The following is a 20,888-nucleotide window of genomic DNA, read 5'->3' on the forward strand; positions in this document are numbered from 1 at the left end:
CATGACATCAGAAGAAATTAAAAGTAACGTTGAAAAAGCTTTGGATGAAATAAGACCATTTCTTCAAAGTGATGGAGGAGATATTTCGTTGATTTCAATAGATAATGGCTCCGTAAAAGTGAAACTCGAAGGGAACTGTATTGGATGCAGCGTCAACCAAATGACCCTTAAAAGCGGGGTCGAGATGACCATTAAAAAATATGCCCCGCAAATTGAAGAAGTAATTAACGTTGGTTAGGCTGATAAAAGTCATAAATCCTTCCCGCTACGAATCATAAGTTGCACAGATATCCAAATACGATTCTGAATGATTAAAACCGATATTTTAATTATTGGAGCAGGACCTACGGGTCTTTTTACCGTTTTTGAAGCAGGTCTATTGCAACTAAAATGCCATTTAATTGATGCTTTGCCACAACCTGGAGGGCAATGTTCAGAAATATATCCAAAGAAACCCATTTATGATATTCCTGGTTTTCCCGAAGTATTGGCCGGGGAGTTGGTAGATAATTTAATGGAGCAGATAAAACCGTTTCAACCCGGCTTTACCTTGGGGGAACGGGCAGAAAAAATTGAAAAACAAGAAGATGGGTCTTTTGTTGTCACCACCAACAAAGGAACCCAACATCACGCACCGATTGTGACTATAGCAGGTGGTTTGGGAAGTTTTGAACCCAGAAAACCATTGTTAGACAACCTTTCGGATTTTGAGGACAAAGGAGTAGCCTATATGATTAAGGAACCCGAGGTCTATCGTGATAAAAAAGTATTGATTGCAGGTGGAGGTGATTCCGCTTTGGATTGGTCAATATTTTTGGCCGATGTGGCTTCCGAAGTGACATTGGTGCACCGTCGTAATGAATTTAGGGGAGCTTTGGATTCTGTGGAAAAATTACAGCAGTTAAAAAACCAGGGAAAAATCAATTTGATAACCCCTGCCGAGGTAATCGACCTTCGTGGAACCGATAAGCTTGAAAAGGTAATTGTTAGAAAAACGGACAATTTGGAAGAAATTGATCTGGAGGTGGATAATTTTATTCCGCTTTTTGGACTTTCACCTAAATTGGGCCCGATTGCCGATTGGGGACTGGAAATTGAAAAGAATGCCATAAAAGTGGACAACACTTTGGATTATCAAACCAATATTCCAGGCATTTATGCCATTGGCGATGTAAATACCTATCCGGGTAAGCTAAAATTGATATTATGTGGTTTTCATGAAGCCACGTTGATGTGCCAAAGTGCGTATCAAAGAATCTTTCCGGATAAAAAATATGTGATGAAGTATACCACGGTAGGCGGCGTTACTGGATTTGATGGTAGTAAAAAAGAAGCACCAAAAGCTGTCGTTAAATCTATTGATTAAAGTTGCCAGTTGGATAGTGGAACAGTGAGATAGTCAAAATATGACGGTACAACGTTTTGAAGATCTAAAAATGTGGCAAAAATCCCAAGATTTGGCTGTCGAAATTTATAACCTATTTTCGGCCATAAAGGATTTTGGGTTCAAAGATCAAATAACCAGGGCATCAGTTTCCATTTCCAATAATATAGCCGAAGGTTTCGAAAGACAATCCAATGCCGATTTCAAAAGATTTCTTTACTTCGCACTAGCTTCCAATAGTGAAGTAAGGTCAATGTTATATTTGTCAGAAAGATTAAATTATACCGACAAAAACAAATCGATATTATTGATTGAAAAGACCAATGAGGTTTCAAAAATGTTGTATGCTTTTATCAAATCCATGAAATAAAGCTTGATCTCAATCGACTATTTATGATAACTACTAACCCACTCATTAACTTAAACCACTAGCGCACTAAATAAAATGTCAGACATAAAGATTAAGATAACAGACCGTGATGGTGTGCAACACGAAATAGATGCACCAACGGATATGAACATGAATCTAATGGAAGTAGTTCGCTCTTACGAACTGGCACCTGAAGGTACCATTGGTATCTGTGGGGGAATGGCGATGTGTGCTTCATGCCAATGTTATGTGAAATCTGATCATGAACTTCCTGAAAAGTCAGACGATGAGGAAGCCATGCTTGCCGAAGCCTTTTTTGTTGAGGATAACAGTAGACTGGGTTGCCAAATCCATATGACCCCAGAGCTCGAAGGCCTGGAGGTTGAGCTTGCCCCAGAGGAAGCTTAAATCCTTGCTTGGTACGTAAACAGATTGTAATATCTTCCTTCGGAAGCAATCAGTTCATCATGGGTGCCCTGTTCGGCAATCCTACCATTTTCAATAACCAAAATTTGATTGGCCTTTCTAATAGTACTCAAGCGGTGGGCGATTACAAAGGTAGTTCTGCCCTTGGTGAGTTCGGCCAAACTTTTCTGGATCAGTGCTTCCGACTCGGTATCCAGGTTTGAGGTAGCTTCGTCCAAAATTAATATCCGGGGGTCGGCCAAAACGGCTCTGGCAATGGCTATCCGCTGCCGTTGCCCACCAGATAATTTCACTCCTCTTTCCCCGATTAGAGTGTCCAATCCTTCATCAAATCGGTTGGTAAACTCATCTACGTATGCTGCCTTAATGGCTTTTTGAAGCAAATCTTCCGCTGCATCGGGTCTCGGAAACAGAATATTTTCCCTAATGGTGCCCTCAAATAAAAAATCGTCTTGCAAAACCACACCTAAGTGTTTTCTAAAACTATTGAGGTTGACTTTGGACATATCCTTTCCATCTATGGTAATCATACCCGAATCTGGGGTCAAAAAACTTGCGGCCAATCCCGCAATAGTGGATTTCCCAGAACCCGAACTACCCACCAAGGCAATAACTTGCCCCGACTTCACCTTAAAACTGATATTGTGCAAAACTTCCTTGTCTTCTTCGTAAGCAAATGAAACATCGTTGAAGTCCATATCACCATGAATGGATTCAAGCGCAACACTACGTTCAGCTTCACTTGCTTCCGGAACCATATTCATAAGCTCTTCAGTTCGGTCCAAACCAGCCAATGCCTCGGTCAATTGACTCCCAATATTGCTCATCTGCATAATGGGAGCGATCATAAACCCAAGTAGCATATTAAACTCTACAAATTCCCCCAAAGAAAGTGTTCCCTCAATCATTTTATAACCTCCAAACCCCATAACGCTCGTGGTCGCAACACCCAACAGAAAAGTAGATGAACTGGTCATAAATGCGTTTGTGGTAAGGCTTTTTTTGACTTTTCGATATAAACGGTCAACACCTTCTTCAAAAACGGTGTGTTCTTGCTTTTCCGCATTAAATCCCTTGATGACCCGAATACCTCCCAAAGTTTCGGTAAGCCTGCCTTTAACATCGGCATTGATTTTACCTCGCTCCCTAAAAATGGGGCGGATAATCTTAAAGGCTTTTAGGGCAATCAAACCAAATATGATAAGAGGAATAAAGGTGAAAAGCGTCATAAAAATATCGATATCCAATAAGAGAATCAACGAGACAACCGCTGTAATAATTCCCCCCACTAATTGAACCAAACCGGTACCTACCAGATTTCGTACGCCCTCAACATCAGTCATAATTCTGGATACCAAAGCACCTGATTTAGAATTGTCAAAAAAACGTATGGGTAACGATAGTACGTGTTTCTGAACCTTGGCGCGCAGCTCCGAGATTAAAAATTGTGCCTGTACACTTAAAATCCGGGTTAACAAAAAAGAGGTGACCGACTGGATAAAAATAGCCAGGATCACACCGGCTACCAAATATTTGAGCATCCCGATATCTTTGTTGACAATGACATCATCAATAAGGTACTTGGATGCAACCGGGGCAACAAAACTTGCCGCTTTGCTAATGGCAATTAAAGATAAACCAATAAAGACCAATTTCCTTTTCGGCCAGATTATGGTTTTGAATGCTGTTAGAATACTTACTTTTTTCTCGGACATTAAAACGTGCAAAAGGAAGTACAAGTTAGTTGAAATTATACGGACATAAAACCATTGATACAGTTTGTACAAAAGAAGTATCGGAACGGGCCAACATATCGTATATTTAGATGGTTCCGTAGTGTTCTTATGATGAAAAAAAGCCTTCTTTTTGTTTTTTTGATGGTATTTTCCATAATAACCTATGGGCAACGGTCCTATCCACAGTTGGAGGAAATCGTTACTGATAGTGCCCAAATTTTCACACCCCATGAACTTCAGGGTCTAAGGGCGAAACTTACCCAATTCGAGACCGAAACCACAAACCAATTGGTAATCTTGACCATCAATGCTCTTGGAAATGAAACCATTGAGGGATACGCGAATGAAACATTCAACCAAAACGGATTGGGACAAGAAGGGAAGGACAATGGTATTCTCATTCTCTTTGCCAAGGAAGACAGGGAAGTTCGGATAGAAGTGGGCTATGGGTTGGAACCCTACATTACAGATGCGGTTGCTTCTGGCATTATTAGAAATACCATGATTCCGGAATTTAAGGAGGAAGATTATTTTGAAGGATTGAACCTAGCAACTGATCAACTTATTGAGTTTTTGAACAATCCCGAAGCGCTGGAAGAATTTAAAACGGCCCTGGAATCTGAAAATGATCTTGGTTGGGGAGTCGGAATTTTTATGGGCTTTTTCCTGCTCATATTTGTTGCTGCCGGAGGTTTTATTTTCGTCAAAACATACTCGGGAACTGTAGAGGCATTTAGGGGAATGTTAATTGGTAAACTCGGGATTGTACAAGGTGTGTTCATGGTAATTTTTCAGATGATACCTATTGTCTTTTCGATGGTGTTTATTCTGATGCCCTTATTCTTTGCAACTGAAATATTCGGTCTTGGCATTAATCTCGAAAATCATTTGTATTTGTTGGATGACTTTTCATGGGGATATTATCTTCTTGCAGGCTTTTTAGGGTTTACGGTTTTATTGGCAATGGCCAAAATTCTTATCAAAGGAAAAGAAGGATTCAAACTTTCACTGTTCAAGAGCGATAGCACCTACATGAGCAAAACTTTCTCATCGGGCGGGAGTCATTCTTTTGGCTCTAGTTCCTCTGGAGGCAGTTCCAGTAGCTTTTCTGGAGGGGGTGGAAGTTCTGGGGGCGGAGGCGCCAGTGGGAGCTGGTAACTTTCATGGGAAATGCTTTTTTATGGATTGGCAAATCAAAACTATTTACAGTACATTGATGACATAAAATGGACCTTATGAGATTTTTGTGCATGGCGACCATCGTACTGCTTTTCACAGCATGTAGCCAAAAACCGCAAACCGAACTTGAAGAATGGCAAGCCCAGGCCGAAAACGTTACCATTATAAGAGACGATTTTGGAGTGCCACATATTTATGGAAAAACCGATGCCGATGCTGTTTTTGGATTACTATACGCTCAGTGCGAAGATGATTTTAACCGCGTGGAACAAAATTATATTTGGGCCACAGGCCGATTGGCAGAGGTAGAAGGGGAAGAGGCCTTGTACAGCGATTTGCGTGCCCGACTCTTCATGACCCAAGAAGAAGCCATTGCCAATTATGAGAAGAGTCCGGAATGGCTTAAAGAGCTTTGCGATGCTTTTGCTGACGGGATCAACTACTATTTGCATACCCATCCAGAAGTGAAACCCAAGTTATTGACGCGATTTGAGCCTTGGATGCCTATGTATTTCAGTGAAGGAAGTATTGGCGGAGATATTGAACGCATTTCCGTGGAAAAAATCAAAGCATTTTATGAAGGTGGAATGGAAATCCCCGAAATGCAACTCATAAAAAGCCAAAAGGAGGCTGAGATGGCTGAGCCACAGGGCTCAAATGGTATAGCGATTTCTGGAAAATTGACCGAGTCAGGGAATACGATGTTATTGATAAATCCGCACACCTCATTTTACTTTAGAGGTGAGGTTCATGTAGTCAGTGAAGAAGGATTAAATGCCTATGGAGCTGTGACGTGGGGGCAGTTTTTTGTATATCAAGGCTTTAATGAGAAAACGGGCTGGATGCATACCTCGACCTACACGGATGTACTGGATGAATTTAAGGAAACCATTGTAAAAAACGATGATAACCTCCTTTATCACTATGGAGATGAGTTAAGACTGGTCGGCTCCAAAGAGGTAACATTAAAGTATAAGGATGGAGAGACCATTAAAGAAAAAACTTTCCCGATGTATCGAACCCATCACGGACCCATTACGCATGCTGTTGATGGACAATGGACCGCATCGGCCATGATGTGGGAACCTGTCAAGGCATTGGAACAATCCTACATCCGAACCAAACAGAACGGATACGATGGTTTCAGAAAAATGATGGACATCCGAACCAATTCTTCCAACAATACGGTCTATGCCGATGCAGAAGGTAATATTGCCTATTTCCACGGAAATTTTATCCCTAAAAGGGATGATAGCTTTGATTTTACCCAACCTGTGGAGGGTAGCAATCCGCTAACGGATTGGAAAGGTTTGCATACGATTGATGAAAACATTTTAGTATTGAATCCCAAAAATGGTTGGATTCAAAACTGCAATTCCACCCCATATACGGCGGCGTTGGAATATAGTCCGAGACGCGGCGATTATCCGAAATACATGTCCCGTGACCAAGAAAATTTTAGGGGAGTTCATGCTATCGAACTGCTCACGAATCGAAGCGGGTATACTTTGGATGATTTAATTCAGTTGGGGCATGACCCATATTTGCCGGCGTTTAAAGCGCTAATACCGGGATTAATTGCAGCGTATGATCAGCATCCAAACGCAAAACTAGAAGCACCCATTAAAACATTACGGGATTGGGATTTTAAAACTTCCGTAGAATCTGTGGCGATGACTTTGGCCCATTATTATGGAACCATTTGTTATGCCAAAGCGGAACGCCCGGAAGGAAAGTATGCCTTGCAATTGGTGGAATATTGGGGAAGTGAATCTCCAAATGAAGAAAAACTTAGACTATTTCAGGAGATAATCGAAAAACTTGAAACTGATTTTGGTACTTGGGAAATGGCGTGGGGAGAGGTGAACCGATATCAGCGGCTGAATGGTGAAATCCGACAAGCTTTTGATGATGCCAAACCAAGTATTCCGATCGGTTTTGCCAGTGGAAGGTGGGGAGCATTGGCCGCATATGGAGCTCGTTATACCAATGGAACCAAAAAGATATACGGAACTAGGGGTAACAGTTTTGTGGCAGCTGTGGAGTTTGGTGATAAGGTCAGGGCCAAGACCATTTTGGCCGGGGGACAAAGCGGGGATGTTGATTCACCACATTTTGATGACCAAATTCAAATGTATGCAGATGTTCAATGGAAAGAAGCAGCGTATTACAAAGAAGATGTGCTAAAAAGGGCTGTTAAAAACTACAAGCCAGGAGAATGACAGTGTTTACTTTTCTTCCTTGACCACAATTAAACTGGCCTTGGAGCCTGTAGAAAGATTCCATCGATTATTATGAATAACCTGCCCTTTGTCATCGGCGATGACCACTTGGGCTGTATTTGGACCAGAAGAACCTTGGTTCAAGGCTTCAAAATCGAGTCGATTAAAGCCTTCTACCAAATCGATATTGACCCCTTTGAAAGAACCCGTAAGTAATATATTGGCTTCAACTACAATACCATTAAGGTAAATTTTTACCCGATCACCGTCAACGTACTCATGGTCTCTACAAACAATCCCAATGAACTTAGCGGTGGTTTTAATATCACCCAAATATTGATCACCGTGATGTTTGTCAGAGCCCTTTTTCTCTTTTTCGCCTACTTTGGGGTCAATTACCAAGTCATGTCCCGCTTGCAGCAATTGCCTATCCGGTAACATTTTAACACCAGGGTTTTCGTTTTTGGAAGTAAGGTTTTCGCTGATAACCGAAGGTATTCGAAGTGAAGTACCTTGGTTGCTGGATTTGATATCCAAATTATTCCGTTCCCCAATTTTTAACGGTCGGGTGGTCGGAATATCTCCTTGAGCCTGTACTGATATGCCGGATAATACAAGGAAAGACAGAAAAATTACCAGTTTTTTCATAGCAAATAGGTCGATAACTTTTCTTAAAGTTAACAAATACCTTGCCATAGAAGTGATAAATAGCTGTTAAATGTGCTGGATTTTCGATATAAAGAAACCATTCCATGTAGTTTTTGAGCAAAACTTGGGCATCTGGAGCGTAATGTTGTAACTTGATGGTTAACAAGCTTTAATACGTTTTGTAATTCGTCCAAAAATGGAAAAAAGACAATTTTTAAAGTATTTGGGTCGGGCAGGAATAGCGGTGCCTTTTGTGCCATTCACAGTTAATGGTCAAGAAACATATACTGAATTATCTTATCCGGTTCCAGAGAGTGATGGGTTTTGGGAACGTATTAGACAAGACTTTAGGTTAAAACCAGATTACATTAATTTGGAAAACGGCTATTACTGCATTACGCCCACCCCGGTATTGAATAAATTATGGGAACATACCCAAATGGTGAATTATGAGGGTTCTTATTACATGCGTACCATACAATGGGAAAACAAGCAAAAGGTAACCGAAAAACTAGCAGATTTTGTGGGATGTGACCCAAAGACCCTGGTTATTACAAGGAATGCCACGGAATCTCTTGATCTTATCATAGGAGGTTTTCCCTGGAAAGAAGGGGACGAGGCCATTTTTGCACACCAGGACTACGGTGCCATGCGTGATCACTTCTACCTAATTCGAGATCGTTATGGGGTAATTTGCAAAGAGATATCCGTGCCTAATCACCCCAAATCTGACGAGGAAATTGTAGCATTATATGAATCCCGGATTACGCCCAAAACAAAGTTGTTGATGGTGTGCCATATGATCAACATAACCGGACACATACTTCCAATTCGGAAAATTTGTGACATGGCCCATAAACATGGGGTTGAAGTAATGGTAGATGGTGCCCATGCGGTAGGCCATATCGATGTTAACATTTCAGAGCTGAATTGCGATTATTATGGATCCAGTCTTCACAAATGGCTGAATGCTCCTTTGGGAGTTGGATTGTTATATGTTGCGAAAAAGAACATTCCCAAAATATGGCCCTTATTGGCAGAACACAGAAGGGAACCATATGATATTTTACGCTTGAACCATACTGGGACGAACCCGGTTCAGATTTATTTAGCGATTAACGAAGCCATCGATTATTTGAAAGTTATGGGAATCCATCGAAAAGAAAAACGATTACGATATCTGCAACGATATTGGAGCAATCAATTGCGGAATGTCCCAAATATTTTGGTCAATACACCCGTTGAAGAACATCGAAGTTGTGGCATAGCCAATGTCGGAATTGTGCACATAAAACCTAAAGACTTGGCTACAACCTTACTTGAAGAATTCAAGATTTGGACGGTGGCCATTGATGAGTCCGGTGTAGTTGGTTGTCGCATTACCCCAAACATTTACACCACTACTAAAGAGCTGGATGTCTTTGTCGATGCTATGAAAACTTTGGCAAAGCGAACCTAAATATGGGTTATCGGGTATAGTGCGAAAGTTTCTCTGGTCCTTCCAATAGTACCCTTACAATTTGGAGCGTACCATCCATTTTGGTGGAGATTTGCCATTTGATCAATGAAATTTCACCATTTTCGATTTCGATACCGGTGATACTTCTGGGATGGACGCAGCTACCGTCATTAAAAAAAGGAATCTGGCCTGGTTCGGGAAATCTAGGTCGATGTGTATGCCCTGCAATGGTAATTCGAAGATTGTTCTTTAAGATCCATTTTTTGATTCGCTTTTCAATGCGGATAAGCTCCTTATAATTTTTAGCGGGACTGGTGGGATCAGCAATCCCAACCACTTGAAGAGGTTTCCAAAGAATTCGGACCAAAAAACGACCGATACGCCAACAAGTATAGTTCCACCAATCAGCCTGGTGCCCATGGGTACAGAACAATTCTTGTTGGGTTTCTTTATGTTTCAAAATCAGTGCCTCATGATAGGTTATTCCTTGAAAAAGTTCTTTGTCCATGTCATCTATGGGCTCAAAATAGCTCGAGAGATGCTTGTCCACATACGATTTTTGACGATAGACCATATCGTGGTTCCCCCATACCATATGGAGCCGTTGTTCCAAATGGAATTGTCGCAACAATTGATATACGTTTTTATGGGCCTCAAAAATGGATTCAAAATGTAGGTTTTCCCAAAGTTCGTCACCATCACCAAGTTCACAATATTGAAATCCTTCACGATAATAATGACTTAGGGCATGGAAATAGATGTTTCGGTTATTGGCAAAATCATCGGCAAAGCTGTTGTCGCCCCTGTGGCAGTCGCTGAAGAAGATAAATTTCGACGCATCATCAAAAGAGATGGTTTTGGCCTTTTTGTATGCTCGATCTAACCTAAAACTGGACGACATGGAACTATTTTCACTAAATATCCAAAAAATGCCAACAAATCCATAAAGATTCCCTTAACAAGAGTGCATTTTTTCTTTTTGTAACTTTGCGCAGTAAACCTCGACTTATACTGTATGAAGCAGAATTACCAGGCAGAGAGTCCCATGTTGCATCTGGTTAGTTTCAACAAGTTGTTGCAACACTATGATGAACAGCTAAAAAGCAAAGACAAACATTTGGCGGAAAGAGCCAAATATGTTCTTGATGCACAAGCGCCGTACCCAGAATTAAGGGAGGGGTTTAGTGATGTCAAGCTTTTGGACAAACATAAGGATGTAATCGGCATTATTTTGGCCGATACATTTTCACCCGTACTTACAAAAAACGAGATCAAAACGGCATCCACGCCTTTTGAAACCTTGGTTTTCAATTCCTCTGAACGTTTTCAAAATATTCTTAAAAACGCAGGCGAAGGCTTCGAGCTGGAAATTCGGAATCTTCCGCAGAACGTAGATTATATTATGCGTTGTACCGTGGTATTGAGTTTTTACTACGGGTTTATGATGGATTTTAGAAGACCATTGTTCTATGATATTCCGGATGCCAATGGGGTAATGCGCCATTACCGGATATTGTACAATGCGGATTTTATGGAAATTGTGCCTACGGAAAAAGCCAAAGAGCTTACGCAGGCCGATGTTGACGAGCTTCTTGAGAACTTTGACAACATTGACCTATGGAAGGAGAAAATTCCACCAAATAGTTTTATTTCCAAAGGCTTTGTGATTTCCAATATGTTCGATGTAACCGCCGAACATTCCATTTCAGAAATTAAATCTACGCTGATAGGAAGCAACAAAAGGGCAAATGAAAACTTTATGGACAGTTTTCAAGAAACTTTTAGGTCGCTTTTCAATCTGCGAAAAATAAATGTTGGGTTTGCTGGCTATGATTCGCATACCAATAGATTCCTTAAAATTTATGGTAAGGGTATAGAAAGCTACATCCTTAAAGGAAAGGATATGGAATCTTGCGATGATATGCTATGTAGCTATTCCCACGATAAACTCTTTAAGGACAACACCTATTTTGCTATCTCCAACGTAGAGAAATACTATAAGAGGTCAAATGGGGAACAACCCTATAAAAACCTGTATGAACAGGGTATTAAAAGTGCCATTTTGGCTCCTATTGCCAGCGATGGCAATTTGTTGGGTGTACTGGAACTGGTCTCCACTAAAGTAAATGAGCTGAACAGTGTCAATGCCAATAAATTGGAGGATGTAATGCCATTTATTGTTTCCGCCGTGCTTCGATCTATCGAAGAAGAGGAAAACCTGATTGACGCCATTATCCAACACGAGTGTACTACCGTTCATTCGTCAGTGTATTGGAAGTTTCAAGAAGAGGCCAAACGATTTATGGGAGATGAGTTGGTAGGGAATCAACCTGTTTTTAAGGAAATCGTCTTCAAGGATGTTTATCCGCTTTATGGTCAAATTGACATCAAGGAATCCTCAAAGCAGAGAAATCTTTCAATTCAACGCGATTTAATGATTCAACTCTCCGAAATCAATGGAGTTTTGGAAGAGGCCTTCAAAAAATTCAAGCTGCCCATTTATGAGGAGCTGATGTTCAGGGTAAATACTTATCTCGAAGAAGTAAAAGATGCTTTATACACCCATACCGAACAGGCCATCTTTGATTTTGTAAAAGAAGAAATCGCTCCTGTTTTCAAACATTTAAAGGATGAAAACAAGGTGTTGAAGGGTTTGGTGGAAAACTACGAGGCCCAGATAGATGAAAGTACGGAGTCATACTACGACCATCGAAGAAACTATGACAACAGTGTCATGGAGGCCAATATGGAGTTGGCAGCTTTGTTGGATAGAAAACAAGTAGAGGCCCAAGAGATGTTCCCGCATTATTTTGAGCGTTACAAAACCGATGGGGTGGAACACAACATGTACATTGGAAGCTCCATCGCCAATGATAGAAATTTCAATGAGCTCTATTTGAGCAATCTTAGGTTGTGGCAACTTCAGGTAATGTGCGATATGGAAAACAAGTATTACGCGCTAAAACCAAAATTGCCCGTAAAATTGGATGTTGCATCCCTGATTTTGGTCTATAGTACTTCGTTAGCCATTCGTTTTAGGATGGATGAAAAACGTTTTGATGTGGATGGAACTTACAATGCCAGATATGAGATTATCAAAAAACGTATCGACAAGTCTTACATCAAGGGAACCAATGAACGTTTGACCCAAAAAGGAAAGCTTGCTATCGTTTACAGTCAACGCAAGGACGAGAAGGAATATATGCGTTATATCAAATTCTTGAAGTCCAAAGGGTATTTTACCAACAATATTGAGATTGTAGAGTTGGAAGGATTGCAAGGGGTTACCGGATTAAAAGCAATCAGGGCCGAAATTCTCTATACCAAAGACACTAAATCTGAACGTACCTATACGTACGAAGATTTGATGGAAGAGCTGAAATCTTAATTTACAGCCTATCCACTCCGCCAAAAAAGTTGAATGATATAGCGAAGGCGATTACGGATATCACAATACCAATAATAAAAATGGTATAGGTCAACCGTAATATCTTATACTTTCTGTCGAGGACCAATCCCAAGAAGTAAAGATCTTTGGTCAGCGAAGAATAAATGTATTGGTTGTCCTTGACCAATTCCTGAATGGCCCATTCGTAATCCCCAAGGCTCATTTTATGAAAATTACCGAAGAACAGTAAGTTTACCTTCTTGTTTTCCACATCTTCTTTGGTAAACTTACCGCTGGTGACATTGGGTCGGGTCGCCAACACGGCCAAGACCATGGAAACCACACTAAAAGTGATAAAAATGACCGTGGGCCAAATCAAATAGGCATTGGATGGGTTATCAAGCTTGGGTATAAGGTTTGATAAGGCCACCGAAATGATGATGGCATTAACAGAAAGCAAAATATTGGCCTTGGTATCAGCTATATCACTTAGCGTCAAATGGTTTTTTAAAGTGACCCTGAACAAAGTTTGAATCCCTCGATCTGGGCTTTCGCTCTTATATTTGGCCTTTAACGCTTCTTTTTTGGCGATTTCTTTTTCGGTCTTTTTTTCCTTGACCAATTGTTTTAGGTTGCGCTCTTTGCCTTCCTCCCAATGCTCTTTGGCATAATCAGTATAAAACTGATGCTCATTCCGGAACATTTTAATGTTGGCGTCTCTCCATTCCTTACCGGAATACTTGGCGATGCCTAAAAGCTCCAGTTCCTCCTTTAAAAAATCAGTTGTCTCCCAATAACTCTTTTGGGCAAAATGGGAAGCATCGGCATCCCGGATAATTTCTTGCTGCAAATTTTCAGGCTCGTGATAGCGCTTGGTGGCCATGATGTTCGCACTGATTTCTGCAATACCTTTGGCATCGTATTTATGCTCGGTCAAAAATTGGGTTGCAATTTCGCAGCTTGTTTCTTCATGGTTTTGGACCCCTCTAGTATAACCTGTGTCGTGGAACCATGACGCCAAAAGTAACTTTTCCTCTTCCGCTGTTCCCAAATTGTAGAAATTGAGCAATTCTTTAGTACTTTTAACTACACGCTGGGTATGTCGCAAATTGTGATATAGGAACTTTGGATCTAACTTGTTTTCCAAAATTTCAGAGACAAATTGTTCAGCTTTTTCTACAATTTCCGACATAACAGTACTTTGAATTCTCCAAAATACAAAATTTTGGAATCAACCTCAGAGATATGAAAAAACATTACTTAGCTGCACTGTTATTAGTTCTTATAACCGGTTGTGCAACCTACGAAGCAAAATATGCCACTCCGTTCAATAAAACGGATGTTTCCGCTGACAAAGAAATTGAACATACCTTTTATTTAATTGGAGATGCCGGGAAATCCCCGATGGGAGATATGAATGGTACCTTAAAGGAATTTAAGGGTCGACTTCAAAAGGCGAACAAGAATAGTACAGTGCTTTTTCTAGGTGATAATATTTATCCAGCTGGATTTCCTGATAAAAATAGCAACCCTTCAGGGCATGCTTTGGCAAAGAACCATTTAGATGCCCAACTGAACACGGTAAAAGAGTTCAAGGGAAGAACCGTTTTTATTCCCGGGAACCATGATTGGTACAGCAATGGACTAAAAGGGTTGGAGCGTCAGGAGAAATACGTGCAAAAAGCTTTGGATAGCAAAGATGTATTTCTGCCAGATAATGGTTGTCCTCTTGAAAAAATTGAGATAGGTGATGATATCTTGGTGATAGCCATAGATACGGAGTGGTACTTAACCAATTGGGACAGACATCCGACAATGAACGATGATTGTGAAATCAAGGACCGCGGAAGACTGTTTGAAGAATTGGAGAGCTTGATAAAGAAAAATGTTGATAAAACTACCATTTTGGCGATGCACCATCCCATGTTCACTTATGGTTCGCATGGAGGGTATTTTTCGTTTAAAGAACATATGAACCCCAGCGGCAAAGGTTTTCCACTGCCAGGGATCAGCTCACTGGCAAATTTGTTACGGGAAACATCCGGAGCTTCGACCACCGATTTATCGAACAAAATGTACAATCATTTGAAGAATAGGATTATTACCCTGTCCCAGTATTCAGATAAGGTGATTTTTGTTTCCGGCCATGAGCATACCCTTCAACATATTGTTGAAAATGGGATTCCTCAGATTGTAAGTGGATCTGGGGCTAAAAAAGGCGCGACTCGATTGTTGAATGGCAGCAAATTTTCCACGGGAAAAACGGGATATGCCATATTGAAAGTCTTTACGGATGGCTCATCTGAAGTTGCCTATTATGGTGCAGGAGAAGGTCCCGAAGAGCTGCTTTTTCATACCCAAGTACTTCCGCCGAACAAATCGACGGAAAGTGTGTCGTACAGCAGTGATTTTCCGCCCTTTAAAGCGGCATCTATATATACGGAAGAGGAAATTGATAAAAGTGGATTCCATAAATGGCTTTGGGGAGAACGCTACAGAAAATACTATGCAACCAAAGTGGAGGCGCCAACGGTGTTGCTCGATACTCTTTATGGAGGTCTTTCAGTGGTAAGAAAGGGAGGTGGAAACCAGTCTAACTCACTTCGATTAAAAGATGGTGATGGCAAACAATATGTAATGAGGGATCTTCGCAAGAGCGCTGAACGTTATTTGCAGGCCATTGCCTTTCAAGAACGATTTGTTATTGGTGAATTTGATGATACCTATACCGAAAAGCTATTGTTGGATTTGTATACTGGGGCCCATCCATATGCTCCATTCACCGTTGGGGCACTATCGGATGCTGTTGGCATTTACCACACCAATCCAAAACTATTCTATATCCCAAAACAATCTGTTTTGGGTGATTTCAATGATGATTTTGGTGGTGGATTGTACATGATTGAGGAACATGTTTCTGACGGACATTCTGATTTGGAGAGTTTTGGAAAAACCAAAAAGATTGAGAGTACCTACGACCTTATCAAAAAATTGCGCAAGGATGAAAAATATAGTTTGGATGGGACAGCATATGCCAGAGCGCGGTTGTTCGATATGCTCATTGGCGATTGGGATCGTCATGTAGACCAATGGCGTTGGGCAGAATTTGAAGACAAGGATGGCCAAAAAATATATAAACCTATTCCAAGGGATAGGGATCAAGCATATTCCCAATGGGGAGACGGTTTTGTATTGGGATTTGGTTCTAAGGCCGTGCCAGGGCTTCGAATTTTTGAAGGTTTTGGTGAGGAAATCCGAAGTGTGAAGGGTTTTACTTCATCCCCTAGAACATTTGCTTTGGATATGGCAATTCTCTCTGAGGTCGATTTGGATACATGGGTAGAAGAAGCCAAATATATTCAACAGCATATCACCGAAGCGACAATAGATAAAGCCCTTTTGAATTTTCCAGAAGAAGTGCGGGATGAAACCGTCACCAAGATCAAAAACACCTTGTTGTCCCGCAAGCGTAATCTTGTAGGAACCGCTCAAGAGTATTTTAGAGTCATCAACAAGTACAGTGTGATCACGGGTACCGATAAGGATGATTATTTCAGCATTGTTTCCGCTCCAAACGGGGATTTGGAGGTACGCGCCTATCGCATCAAAAATGGTGAAAAGAAAGATCTGTTCTTCAAGAAAACTTACAAACCCGAATACACCAAAGAGGTTTGGGTGTATGGTCTGGATGATGATGACGTTTTTGATGTGAATACCAAAACATCAAAAATCAGGGTTCGAATCGTGGGTGGTCAGAACAACGATATCTATAAAATTGATGAAAAGTCCCGAAAGGTGCACACCTACGACTTTAGAACCAAAAAGAATACGTATGATGAGGCTTTTGGGGGTACCATCCATCAGATAAACGATTATGATACCAACACCTATGAGTTTCTTAAAATTAAGGCTAGCAACAATCAATTTTTACCTACAATAGGCGCTAACCCAGATGATGGATTTCGAATCGGGTTTACCAATACCTATATATTCAATGGTTTTAGGCAGAATCCGTTTACACAACGACACATTATTAATGCATCCTATTATTTTGCAACCAATGGTTTTGATTTGGGATATAATGGAGAATTCGCAAATGTCTTTGAAGGAGTGAACTTGGAGCTGGATGCACGATTTACCAGTCCAAATTTTGCCATCAACTTCTTTGGATTTGGCAATGAAACCGTAAACAATGACGATGATGAACCCCTTGAACTTGATTTCAATAGAGTGAAAATCAAGACTATCAAGTTTGCGCCTTCCTTGGTCTGGAGGGGACGATTGGGCTCAAAGGTACGTTTGGGTGTTTCCTATGAAAATTATGATGTTGAGGAAACGGAAGATCGTTTTATTGAGGACTTTTTTACGGATATGGGAAGAGATACCCAACAAGATTTCTTCGGTGTGGACGCTGAATATGGCTATTCTAATACGGATAACGAAGCGTTCCCAACGATGGGTATGAGCTTTTCGTTACATGCGGGATACAAAGCCAACATCAGCGATTCTGACAGAGCGTTCGGGTATATCATCCCAAGCCTGTCCATCGATCAAAAATTGTGCTCCAATGGGAAACTGGTTTTGGCGACCAAGATCAAAGGACATGTGAACATCGGAGATGATTTTGAGTTTTACCAAGGGGCCAATATTGGCGCCAACAATGGATTACGAGGTTTCCGATTCCAACGTTTTACGGGAAAATCAGCCTTTTACCAGAATACGGATCTCCGCTTAAGTTTTAGAAACAGACAAACCGGATTGTTACCGGTTACTCCTGGAATTTATGGCGGTTTTGACTATGGTAGGGTATGGTTCCCAGGTGATGATTCGGACAAATGGCATAATTCATACGGAGGAGGTTTCTTTTTGAACGGAGCCGATATTCTATCTGCAAATTTTGGATTGTTTGGCAGTTCCGACGGAATGCGATTTGCCTTTGGCGTAGGATTCGGTTTCTAATCGATTTTATACGAGTACAGATTTCTGCCCTTTGTTTGCGATTGCTCGTCCGCAATCAGTAAAGTAGTATTGTCCTTAAAACAAATGGACTCCTGCTGGGTTCGATGTTGTACATCGATGGTTCTCTGGGTTCCTTTTGTGAAATCATCTCCAGAAAAATCAGAAAACAGCCAAATATAACCTGAGCCCAACAAGGCAACTGTTTTTCCGTCCGGTGAAATATCGGCGGAGGTAATGGAACAGAATTTTTGATTGGTGCAAGAGGTAAATTCACCCACCAATTTTGCTTCATACGAACCTGGGACTGCTGGAATCTTATAGATCAAAGCTTTCCCAGTATAGGGTCGTGTTCTATTTTTTGTGATGAGGAATAAAAAGCCATCCTTATAAAAAAAGGCCTCGCAATCGAACAGTAATTTTGATTTTTTGGGAGGGAATTTCTTTTGCTCTGGATAGTGAAAGGCTATTTTTTCGGCTTCAATTTTATTGCCCGGTTCATTATCGGGGTCAGGGATTTTATAGATGGAAAGGTTTTTTCGGTCGTTGTGGTTGTTCCCAAAATTTCCAACGTAAATATTGTTCTCTTTATCCTTGGCCAAATCTTCCCAGTCATTGTTCTTGGCATTTTTTACTTTGAATTCTTTAACCAACTGCCCTTTTAGGTTGAGTGCGTAGATATGGTCTTTGTTACCGTTGTCCTCGATAATCCATATGGTGGAAGAATTGGTTGATACAATACCAGAAACTTCACTCAAGTTTGAAGGGATCTTGCACTCGAATTTTAAATCGCCGTACCAAGGTTTTTGAGCACAAGCTTGTACAAAAAGAAGAAGCAATATGGGAACAAGCTTATTCATTTCCCTCCTTAATAGGCATATAAATTTCGGCCTTCCAACTTAGCTCATTACCTCCAAAGTTAGGATTGTTATAAAAAATTTCAATTGGGGTCGGCTCCACTTCAATGCCATTTGCTTTGGCATAGTCCAACAGCGCATACCAGGCTCTATCCGAAGTTATGTAATTTCCATTATACTCTGCTTTTAGGGCCTTTTTGGAGAAAATACGTTGGTACTTGATTTCTGTGTCCATAGGCAAGGTTTCGGACCGGATAATGGGTTGCCCAAAATTATACTCTAGACTATCTTTTTCCATATTCCATTTGGTAACTTGAACCATAGGTTGGCCGTCCAATTGTACCTTGTTTTCCAACAAAATGTGGGTAATGTAGTTTAAATTTCTCATCATCCCGCCGGCCTTTTGGAATTGGGTGACCTTTACAGGAACATAAGCCAAATACTTGGTTGGTATCTCTTCTTCCCCAATAATGGTAACCTTAAATTTGTTTACGTGGTCATTTAGGTTTTCCATAAAATCCAGAACGGTCTTTCTGGAGCGTTTTTCAAAATCAGTATCGGAAAAAGGGATTTTGATTTTGTTCGACAAGCTATGATTTTCATCATGGATATTTACCCTTACCTTGGATGTAGAATCGGTAATCGCTTCCATTTCCCAATCGTAAACATGGATTGAATCTCCAAACTTGACCTTTTGCCGTAGACGGTAGATATCATCCCCTTCCTGGGATATAGCAGTTACTGTATCCAAGGTTTTTTCCCAAAGTTTTAGAGTTTGGTTAATGGCCCCGGGGAAGGTTTTTGCTTCAAACCGCACCGTATAATCAGATGGTTTAATAAATAAATACCATGCTAGGGCCAACAGCAAAATTGCCAAAACGCTCAAAAGAACTTTTCTCATACTATGAAGCTAGACTTTAAAGGATTTAGGATTTTAATTCATATCAAGATTGTCCACAACAAATTGCCCCAAAGATCGACCTTGATTGACCCCGATTTCAACAGCGGCTCTGTAATGGATTCCACCATACATTCTACTTATGGCTGCTTCATCCGCTGCAGCCTTAAAAGAGGTAAATGACCTAACGGGCAGTCCGTAAGGAACTTCGGTGTCATCATCAAAAGCAAAATCATCCCCAAAAACACTGGTTAAAGCCATTGCTGCGGCTCCTGAGGCCACACTGTGTCCACTGGTGTACTCTGGAAATGGGGGAGTTTGAAGAACCGGTTCCCAGCTATCGTCAATATGATCATTGATCAAGGTTTCTGGGCGGATAAGGCTACTTCTATATTTTTCATCCCAACAGCTTATAAAAGCATCTGCTATGGCAATGGAGGTTTTGGTGTAAGCATAAACGGTTCTGCCAAAATCAGCATTCGTTTTTTTGGCAGCAATTTTTGCAATACCAATCCAATGTGCGCCAGGGGTAATTTTTTTGGTTGCGAACATTAAATGTCCTCTTGTAACCGAAACATAGGGATTACAGTCCCAGAATTTGGCAATCTCTATTTCTTCTGAATCATCTCCTTTGGCTGTAATTTCATTGCTAATATCATATACTTCGACAACCTCCTTGTAAAAATCAGAACCTTCTTCCATTGAAAAGGGTGGTGGAGGTGTTGGTTTAAATTGATTGGAAGAATCGATGACAAAGGGTCTTATTTTGTTCCAATGGGGCTCAATGCCATCCATATACGAAGGAGGCGTGGGTTGCCACCTTGAAGGATCTTCGGAATCAACAGTAAACTTGGGCATGGTTCGGGTTTGTTTGTAATTGTCCTTGTCCATCCAAGCCGCAATATGGTCAGCCACCTTAAGACCGAATTTTTTTGAAGCTTCAAATTCAACGGAATTTTGCTCCTCCCAATTTTGGTACAAGCTATCGCGATAAGCCTCAATGCGATCTTCTGAAAAAATCAATCTTTTGTTCATATCAATATGGGCAATCAAGGCTGCTAGGTCATAATTGACATGCTCGGCATTTTCCGGCTGCGGAATAGGGGACAGATCGGTTACCTGGCCCTGTAGTGATTTATAATCATCATTTTTTAAGGCCAATATTTCATACGCGGCCACATTTGGATACGTGTAAATCCGACTGGCTACGGGTGGTGAAAAAATATCATGGATCATAACCTCCGTCACTTTATCAACCGAACTGTGATAATCTGCTGCGGTTATTACAATGGGCTCCTGTTTTTTTGCGCAAGAGAAACATGTAAGTGCGATGATCAGCAGTGTTCCTAAACTTTTCTTCATAAC

The 20,888-nt window shown here is 40.9% G+C and carries 16 protein-coding genes; 9 read left to right on the forward strand and 7 right to left on the reverse strand.

What is annotated here, in order from left to right; genetic code table 11:
* Position 1 precedes the first annotated feature (1 nt).
* The 4 genes from ACULLH_RS03900 (at position 2) to ACULLH_RS03915 (ending at position 2,162) form a co-directional block, all read left to right on the forward strand.
* On the forward strand, positions 2-238 hold the full coding sequence (locus tag ACULLH_RS03900) for a NifU family protein (protein WP_454087415.1): 237 nt from the start codon (positions 2-4) through the stop codon (positions 236-238).
* A gap of 69 nt (positions 239-307) precedes the next feature.
* Complete coding sequence (locus ACULLH_RS03905; protein ID WP_454087416.1) at positions 308-1,366, forward strand: NAD(P)/FAD-dependent oxidoreductase; 1,059 nt, start codon at positions 308-310, stop codon at positions 1,364-1,366.
* A 40-nt stretch (positions 1,367-1,406) separates the two neighbouring features.
* On the forward strand, positions 1,407-1,754 hold the full coding sequence (locus tag ACULLH_RS03910) for a four helix bundle protein (RefSeq protein WP_454087417.1): 348 nt from the start codon (positions 1,407-1,409) through the stop codon (positions 1,752-1,754).
* Positions 1,755-1,829: 75 nt separating this feature from the next.
* A complete protein-coding gene (locus ACULLH_RS03915; RefSeq protein WP_454087418.1) occupies positions 1,830-2,162 on the forward strand; it encodes a 2Fe-2S iron-sulfur cluster-binding protein in 333 nt (110 codons plus the stop codon).
* Here the strand turns inward: ACULLH_RS03915 and ACULLH_RS03920 are convergent.
* Positions 2,159-3,895, reverse strand: coding sequence for an ABC transporter ATP-binding protein (locus tag ACULLH_RS03920; protein WP_454087419.1), 1,737 nt, complete (start codon positions 3,893-3,895; stop codon positions 2,159-2,161). The two genes, ACULLH_RS03915 and ACULLH_RS03920, sit on opposite strands and share 4 nt — an antisense overlap.
* Before the next feature lie 162 nt (positions 3,896-4,057).
* On the opposite strand from ACULLH_RS03920, the gene ACULLH_RS03925 reads away from it, so the two are divergent.
* Together ACULLH_RS03925 and ACULLH_RS03930 are read left to right on the forward strand one after the other, a co-directional pair.
* A complete protein-coding gene (locus ACULLH_RS03925; protein WP_454087420.1) occupies positions 4,058-5,074 on the forward strand; it encodes a TPM domain-containing protein in 1,017 nt (338 codons plus the stop codon).
* 68 nt (positions 5,075-5,142) lie between these two features.
* A complete protein-coding gene (locus ACULLH_RS03930) occupies positions 5,143-7,317 on the forward strand; it encodes an acylase (RefSeq protein ID WP_454087421.1) in 2,175 nt (724 codons plus the stop codon).
* 6 nt (positions 7,318-7,323) lie between these two features.
* Here ACULLH_RS03930 and ACULLH_RS03935 read toward each other — a convergent pair whose 3' ends face one another.
* Entirely contained in the window at positions 7,324-7,965 is a 642-nt protein-coding gene (locus ACULLH_RS03935) for a hypothetical protein (protein ID WP_454087422.1), read from the reverse strand.
* A gap of 196 nt (positions 7,966-8,161) precedes the next feature.
* Here ACULLH_RS03935 and ACULLH_RS03940 point away from each other — a divergent pair, with 196 nt between their 5' ends.
* A complete protein-coding gene (locus ACULLH_RS03940; RefSeq protein WP_454087423.1) occupies positions 8,162-9,424 on the forward strand; it encodes an aminotransferase class V-fold PLP-dependent enzyme in 1,263 nt (420 codons plus the stop codon).
* Between the two features lie 7 nt (positions 9,425-9,431).
* Here ACULLH_RS03940 and ACULLH_RS03945 read toward each other — a convergent pair whose 3' ends face one another.
* On the reverse strand, positions 9,432-10,325 hold the full coding sequence (locus ACULLH_RS03945) for a metallophosphoesterase (RefSeq protein ID WP_454087424.1): 894 nt from the start codon (positions 10,323-10,325) through the stop codon (positions 9,432-9,434).
* A gap of 114 nt (positions 10,326-10,439) precedes the next feature.
* On the opposite strand from ACULLH_RS03945, the gene ACULLH_RS03950 reads away from it, so the two are divergent.
* Positions 10,440-12,812: a GAF domain-containing protein gene (locus ACULLH_RS03950; RefSeq protein WP_454087425.1), complete on the forward strand. Its 2,373-nt coding sequence runs from the start codon at positions 10,440-10,442 to the stop codon at positions 12,810-12,812.
* A 1-nt stretch (position 12,813) separates the two neighbouring features.
* Here the strand turns inward: ACULLH_RS03950 and ACULLH_RS03955 are convergent, their stop codons facing one another.
* Positions 12,814-14,004: a Pycsar system effector family protein gene (locus ACULLH_RS03955; RefSeq protein ID WP_454087426.1), complete on the reverse strand. Its 1,191-nt coding sequence runs from the start codon at positions 14,002-14,004 to the stop codon at positions 12,814-12,816.
* A 53-nt stretch (positions 14,005-14,057) separates the two neighbouring features.
* On the opposite strand from ACULLH_RS03955, the gene ACULLH_RS03960 reads away from it, so the two are divergent.
* Positions 14,058-17,771, forward strand: coding sequence for a metallophosphoesterase (locus ACULLH_RS03960; protein WP_454087427.1), 3,714 nt, complete (start codon positions 14,058-14,060; stop codon positions 17,769-17,771).
* On the opposite strand, the gene ACULLH_RS03965 is transcribed toward ACULLH_RS03960, so the two are convergent.
* Genes ACULLH_RS03965 through ACULLH_RS03975 form a run of 3 tightly spaced genes read right to left on the reverse strand, consistent with a single transcriptional unit; the run spans position 17,768 to position 20,885 of the window.
* Complete coding sequence (locus ACULLH_RS03965; protein WP_454087428.1) at positions 17,768-18,628, reverse strand: hypothetical protein; 861 nt, start codon at positions 18,626-18,628, stop codon at positions 17,768-17,770. The two genes, ACULLH_RS03960 and ACULLH_RS03965, sit on opposite strands and share 4 nt — an antisense overlap.
* A complete protein-coding gene (locus ACULLH_RS03970) occupies positions 18,621-19,526 on the reverse strand; it encodes an AraC family transcriptional regulator (protein ID WP_454087429.1) in 906 nt (301 codons plus the stop codon). Before ACULLH_RS03970 ends, ACULLH_RS03965 begins: the two co-directional genes overlap by 8 nt.
* Positions 19,527-19,559: 33 nt before the next feature.
* Positions 19,560-20,885 (reverse strand): vanadium-dependent haloperoxidase, encoded by a 1,326-nt coding sequence (locus ACULLH_RS03975; protein ID WP_454087430.1) that lies wholly within the window; start codon positions 20,883-20,885, stop codon positions 19,560-19,562.
* Positions 20,886-20,888 lie beyond the last annotated feature (3 nt).

The sequence above is a fragment of the Flagellimonas sp. 2504JD4-2 genome (genome assembly GCF_053642935.1).

What these genes read in the sequence shown, in the direction of transcription:
- ACULLH_RS03905 (WP_454087416.1), top strand. Translation starts at nt 308, where the DNA reads ATGATTAAAACCGATATTTTAATTATTGGAGCAGGACCTACGGGTCTT.
- ACULLH_RS03920 (WP_454087419.1), bottom strand. Translation starts at nt 3,895, where the DNA reads ATGTCCGAGAAAAAAGTAAGTATTCTAACAGCATTCAAAACCATAATC.
- ACULLH_RS03925 (WP_454087420.1), top strand. Translation starts at nt 4,058, where the DNA reads ATGGTATTTTCCATAATAACCTATGGGCAACGGTCCTATCCACAGTTG.
- ACULLH_RS03935 (WP_454087422.1), bottom strand. Translation starts at nt 7,965, where the DNA reads ATGAAAAAACTGGTAATTTTTCTGTCTTTCCTTGTATTATCCGGCATA.
- ACULLH_RS03965 (WP_454087428.1), bottom strand. Translation starts at nt 18,628, where the DNA reads ATGAATAAGCTTGTTCCCATATTGCTTCTTCTTTTTGTACAAGCTTGT.
- ACULLH_RS03900 (WP_454087415.1), top strand. Translation starts at nt 2, where the DNA reads ATGACATCAGAAGAAATTAAAAGTAACGTTGAAAAAGCTTTGGATGAA.
- ACULLH_RS03910 (WP_454087417.1), top strand. Translation starts at nt 1,407, where the DNA reads ATGACGGTACAACGTTTTGAAGATCTAAAAATGTGGCAAAAATCCCAA.
- ACULLH_RS03970 (WP_454087429.1), bottom strand. Translation starts at nt 19,526, where the DNA reads ATGAGAAAAGTTCTTTTGAGCGTTTTGGCAATTTTGCTGTTGGCCCTA.
- ACULLH_RS03915 (WP_454087418.1), top strand. Translation starts at nt 1,830, where the DNA reads ATGTCAGACATAAAGATTAAGATAACAGACCGTGATGGTGTGCAACAC.
- ACULLH_RS03945 (WP_454087424.1), bottom strand. Translation starts at nt 10,325, where the DNA reads ATGTCGTCCAGTTTTAGGTTAGATCGAGCATACAAAAAGGCCAAAACC.
- ACULLH_RS03940 (WP_454087423.1), top strand. Translation starts at nt 8,162, where the DNA reads ATGGAAAAAAGACAATTTTTAAAGTATTTGGGTCGGGCAGGAATAGCG.
- ACULLH_RS03975 (WP_454087430.1), bottom strand. Translation starts at nt 20,885, where the DNA reads ATGAAGAAAAGTTTAGGAACACTGCTGATCATCGCACTTACATGTTTC.
- ACULLH_RS03955 (WP_454087426.1), bottom strand. Translation starts at nt 14,004, where the DNA reads ATGTCGGAAATTGTAGAAAAAGCTGAACAATTTGTCTCTGAAATTTTG.
- ACULLH_RS03950 (WP_454087425.1), top strand. Translation starts at nt 10,440, where the DNA reads ATGAAGCAGAATTACCAGGCAGAGAGTCCCATGTTGCATCTGGTTAGT.
- ACULLH_RS03960 (WP_454087427.1), top strand. Translation starts at nt 14,058, where the DNA reads ATGAAAAAACATTACTTAGCTGCACTGTTATTAGTTCTTATAACCGGT.
- ACULLH_RS03930 (WP_454087421.1), top strand. Translation starts at nt 5,143, where the DNA reads ATGGACCTTATGAGATTTTTGTGCATGGCGACCATCGTACTGCTTTTC.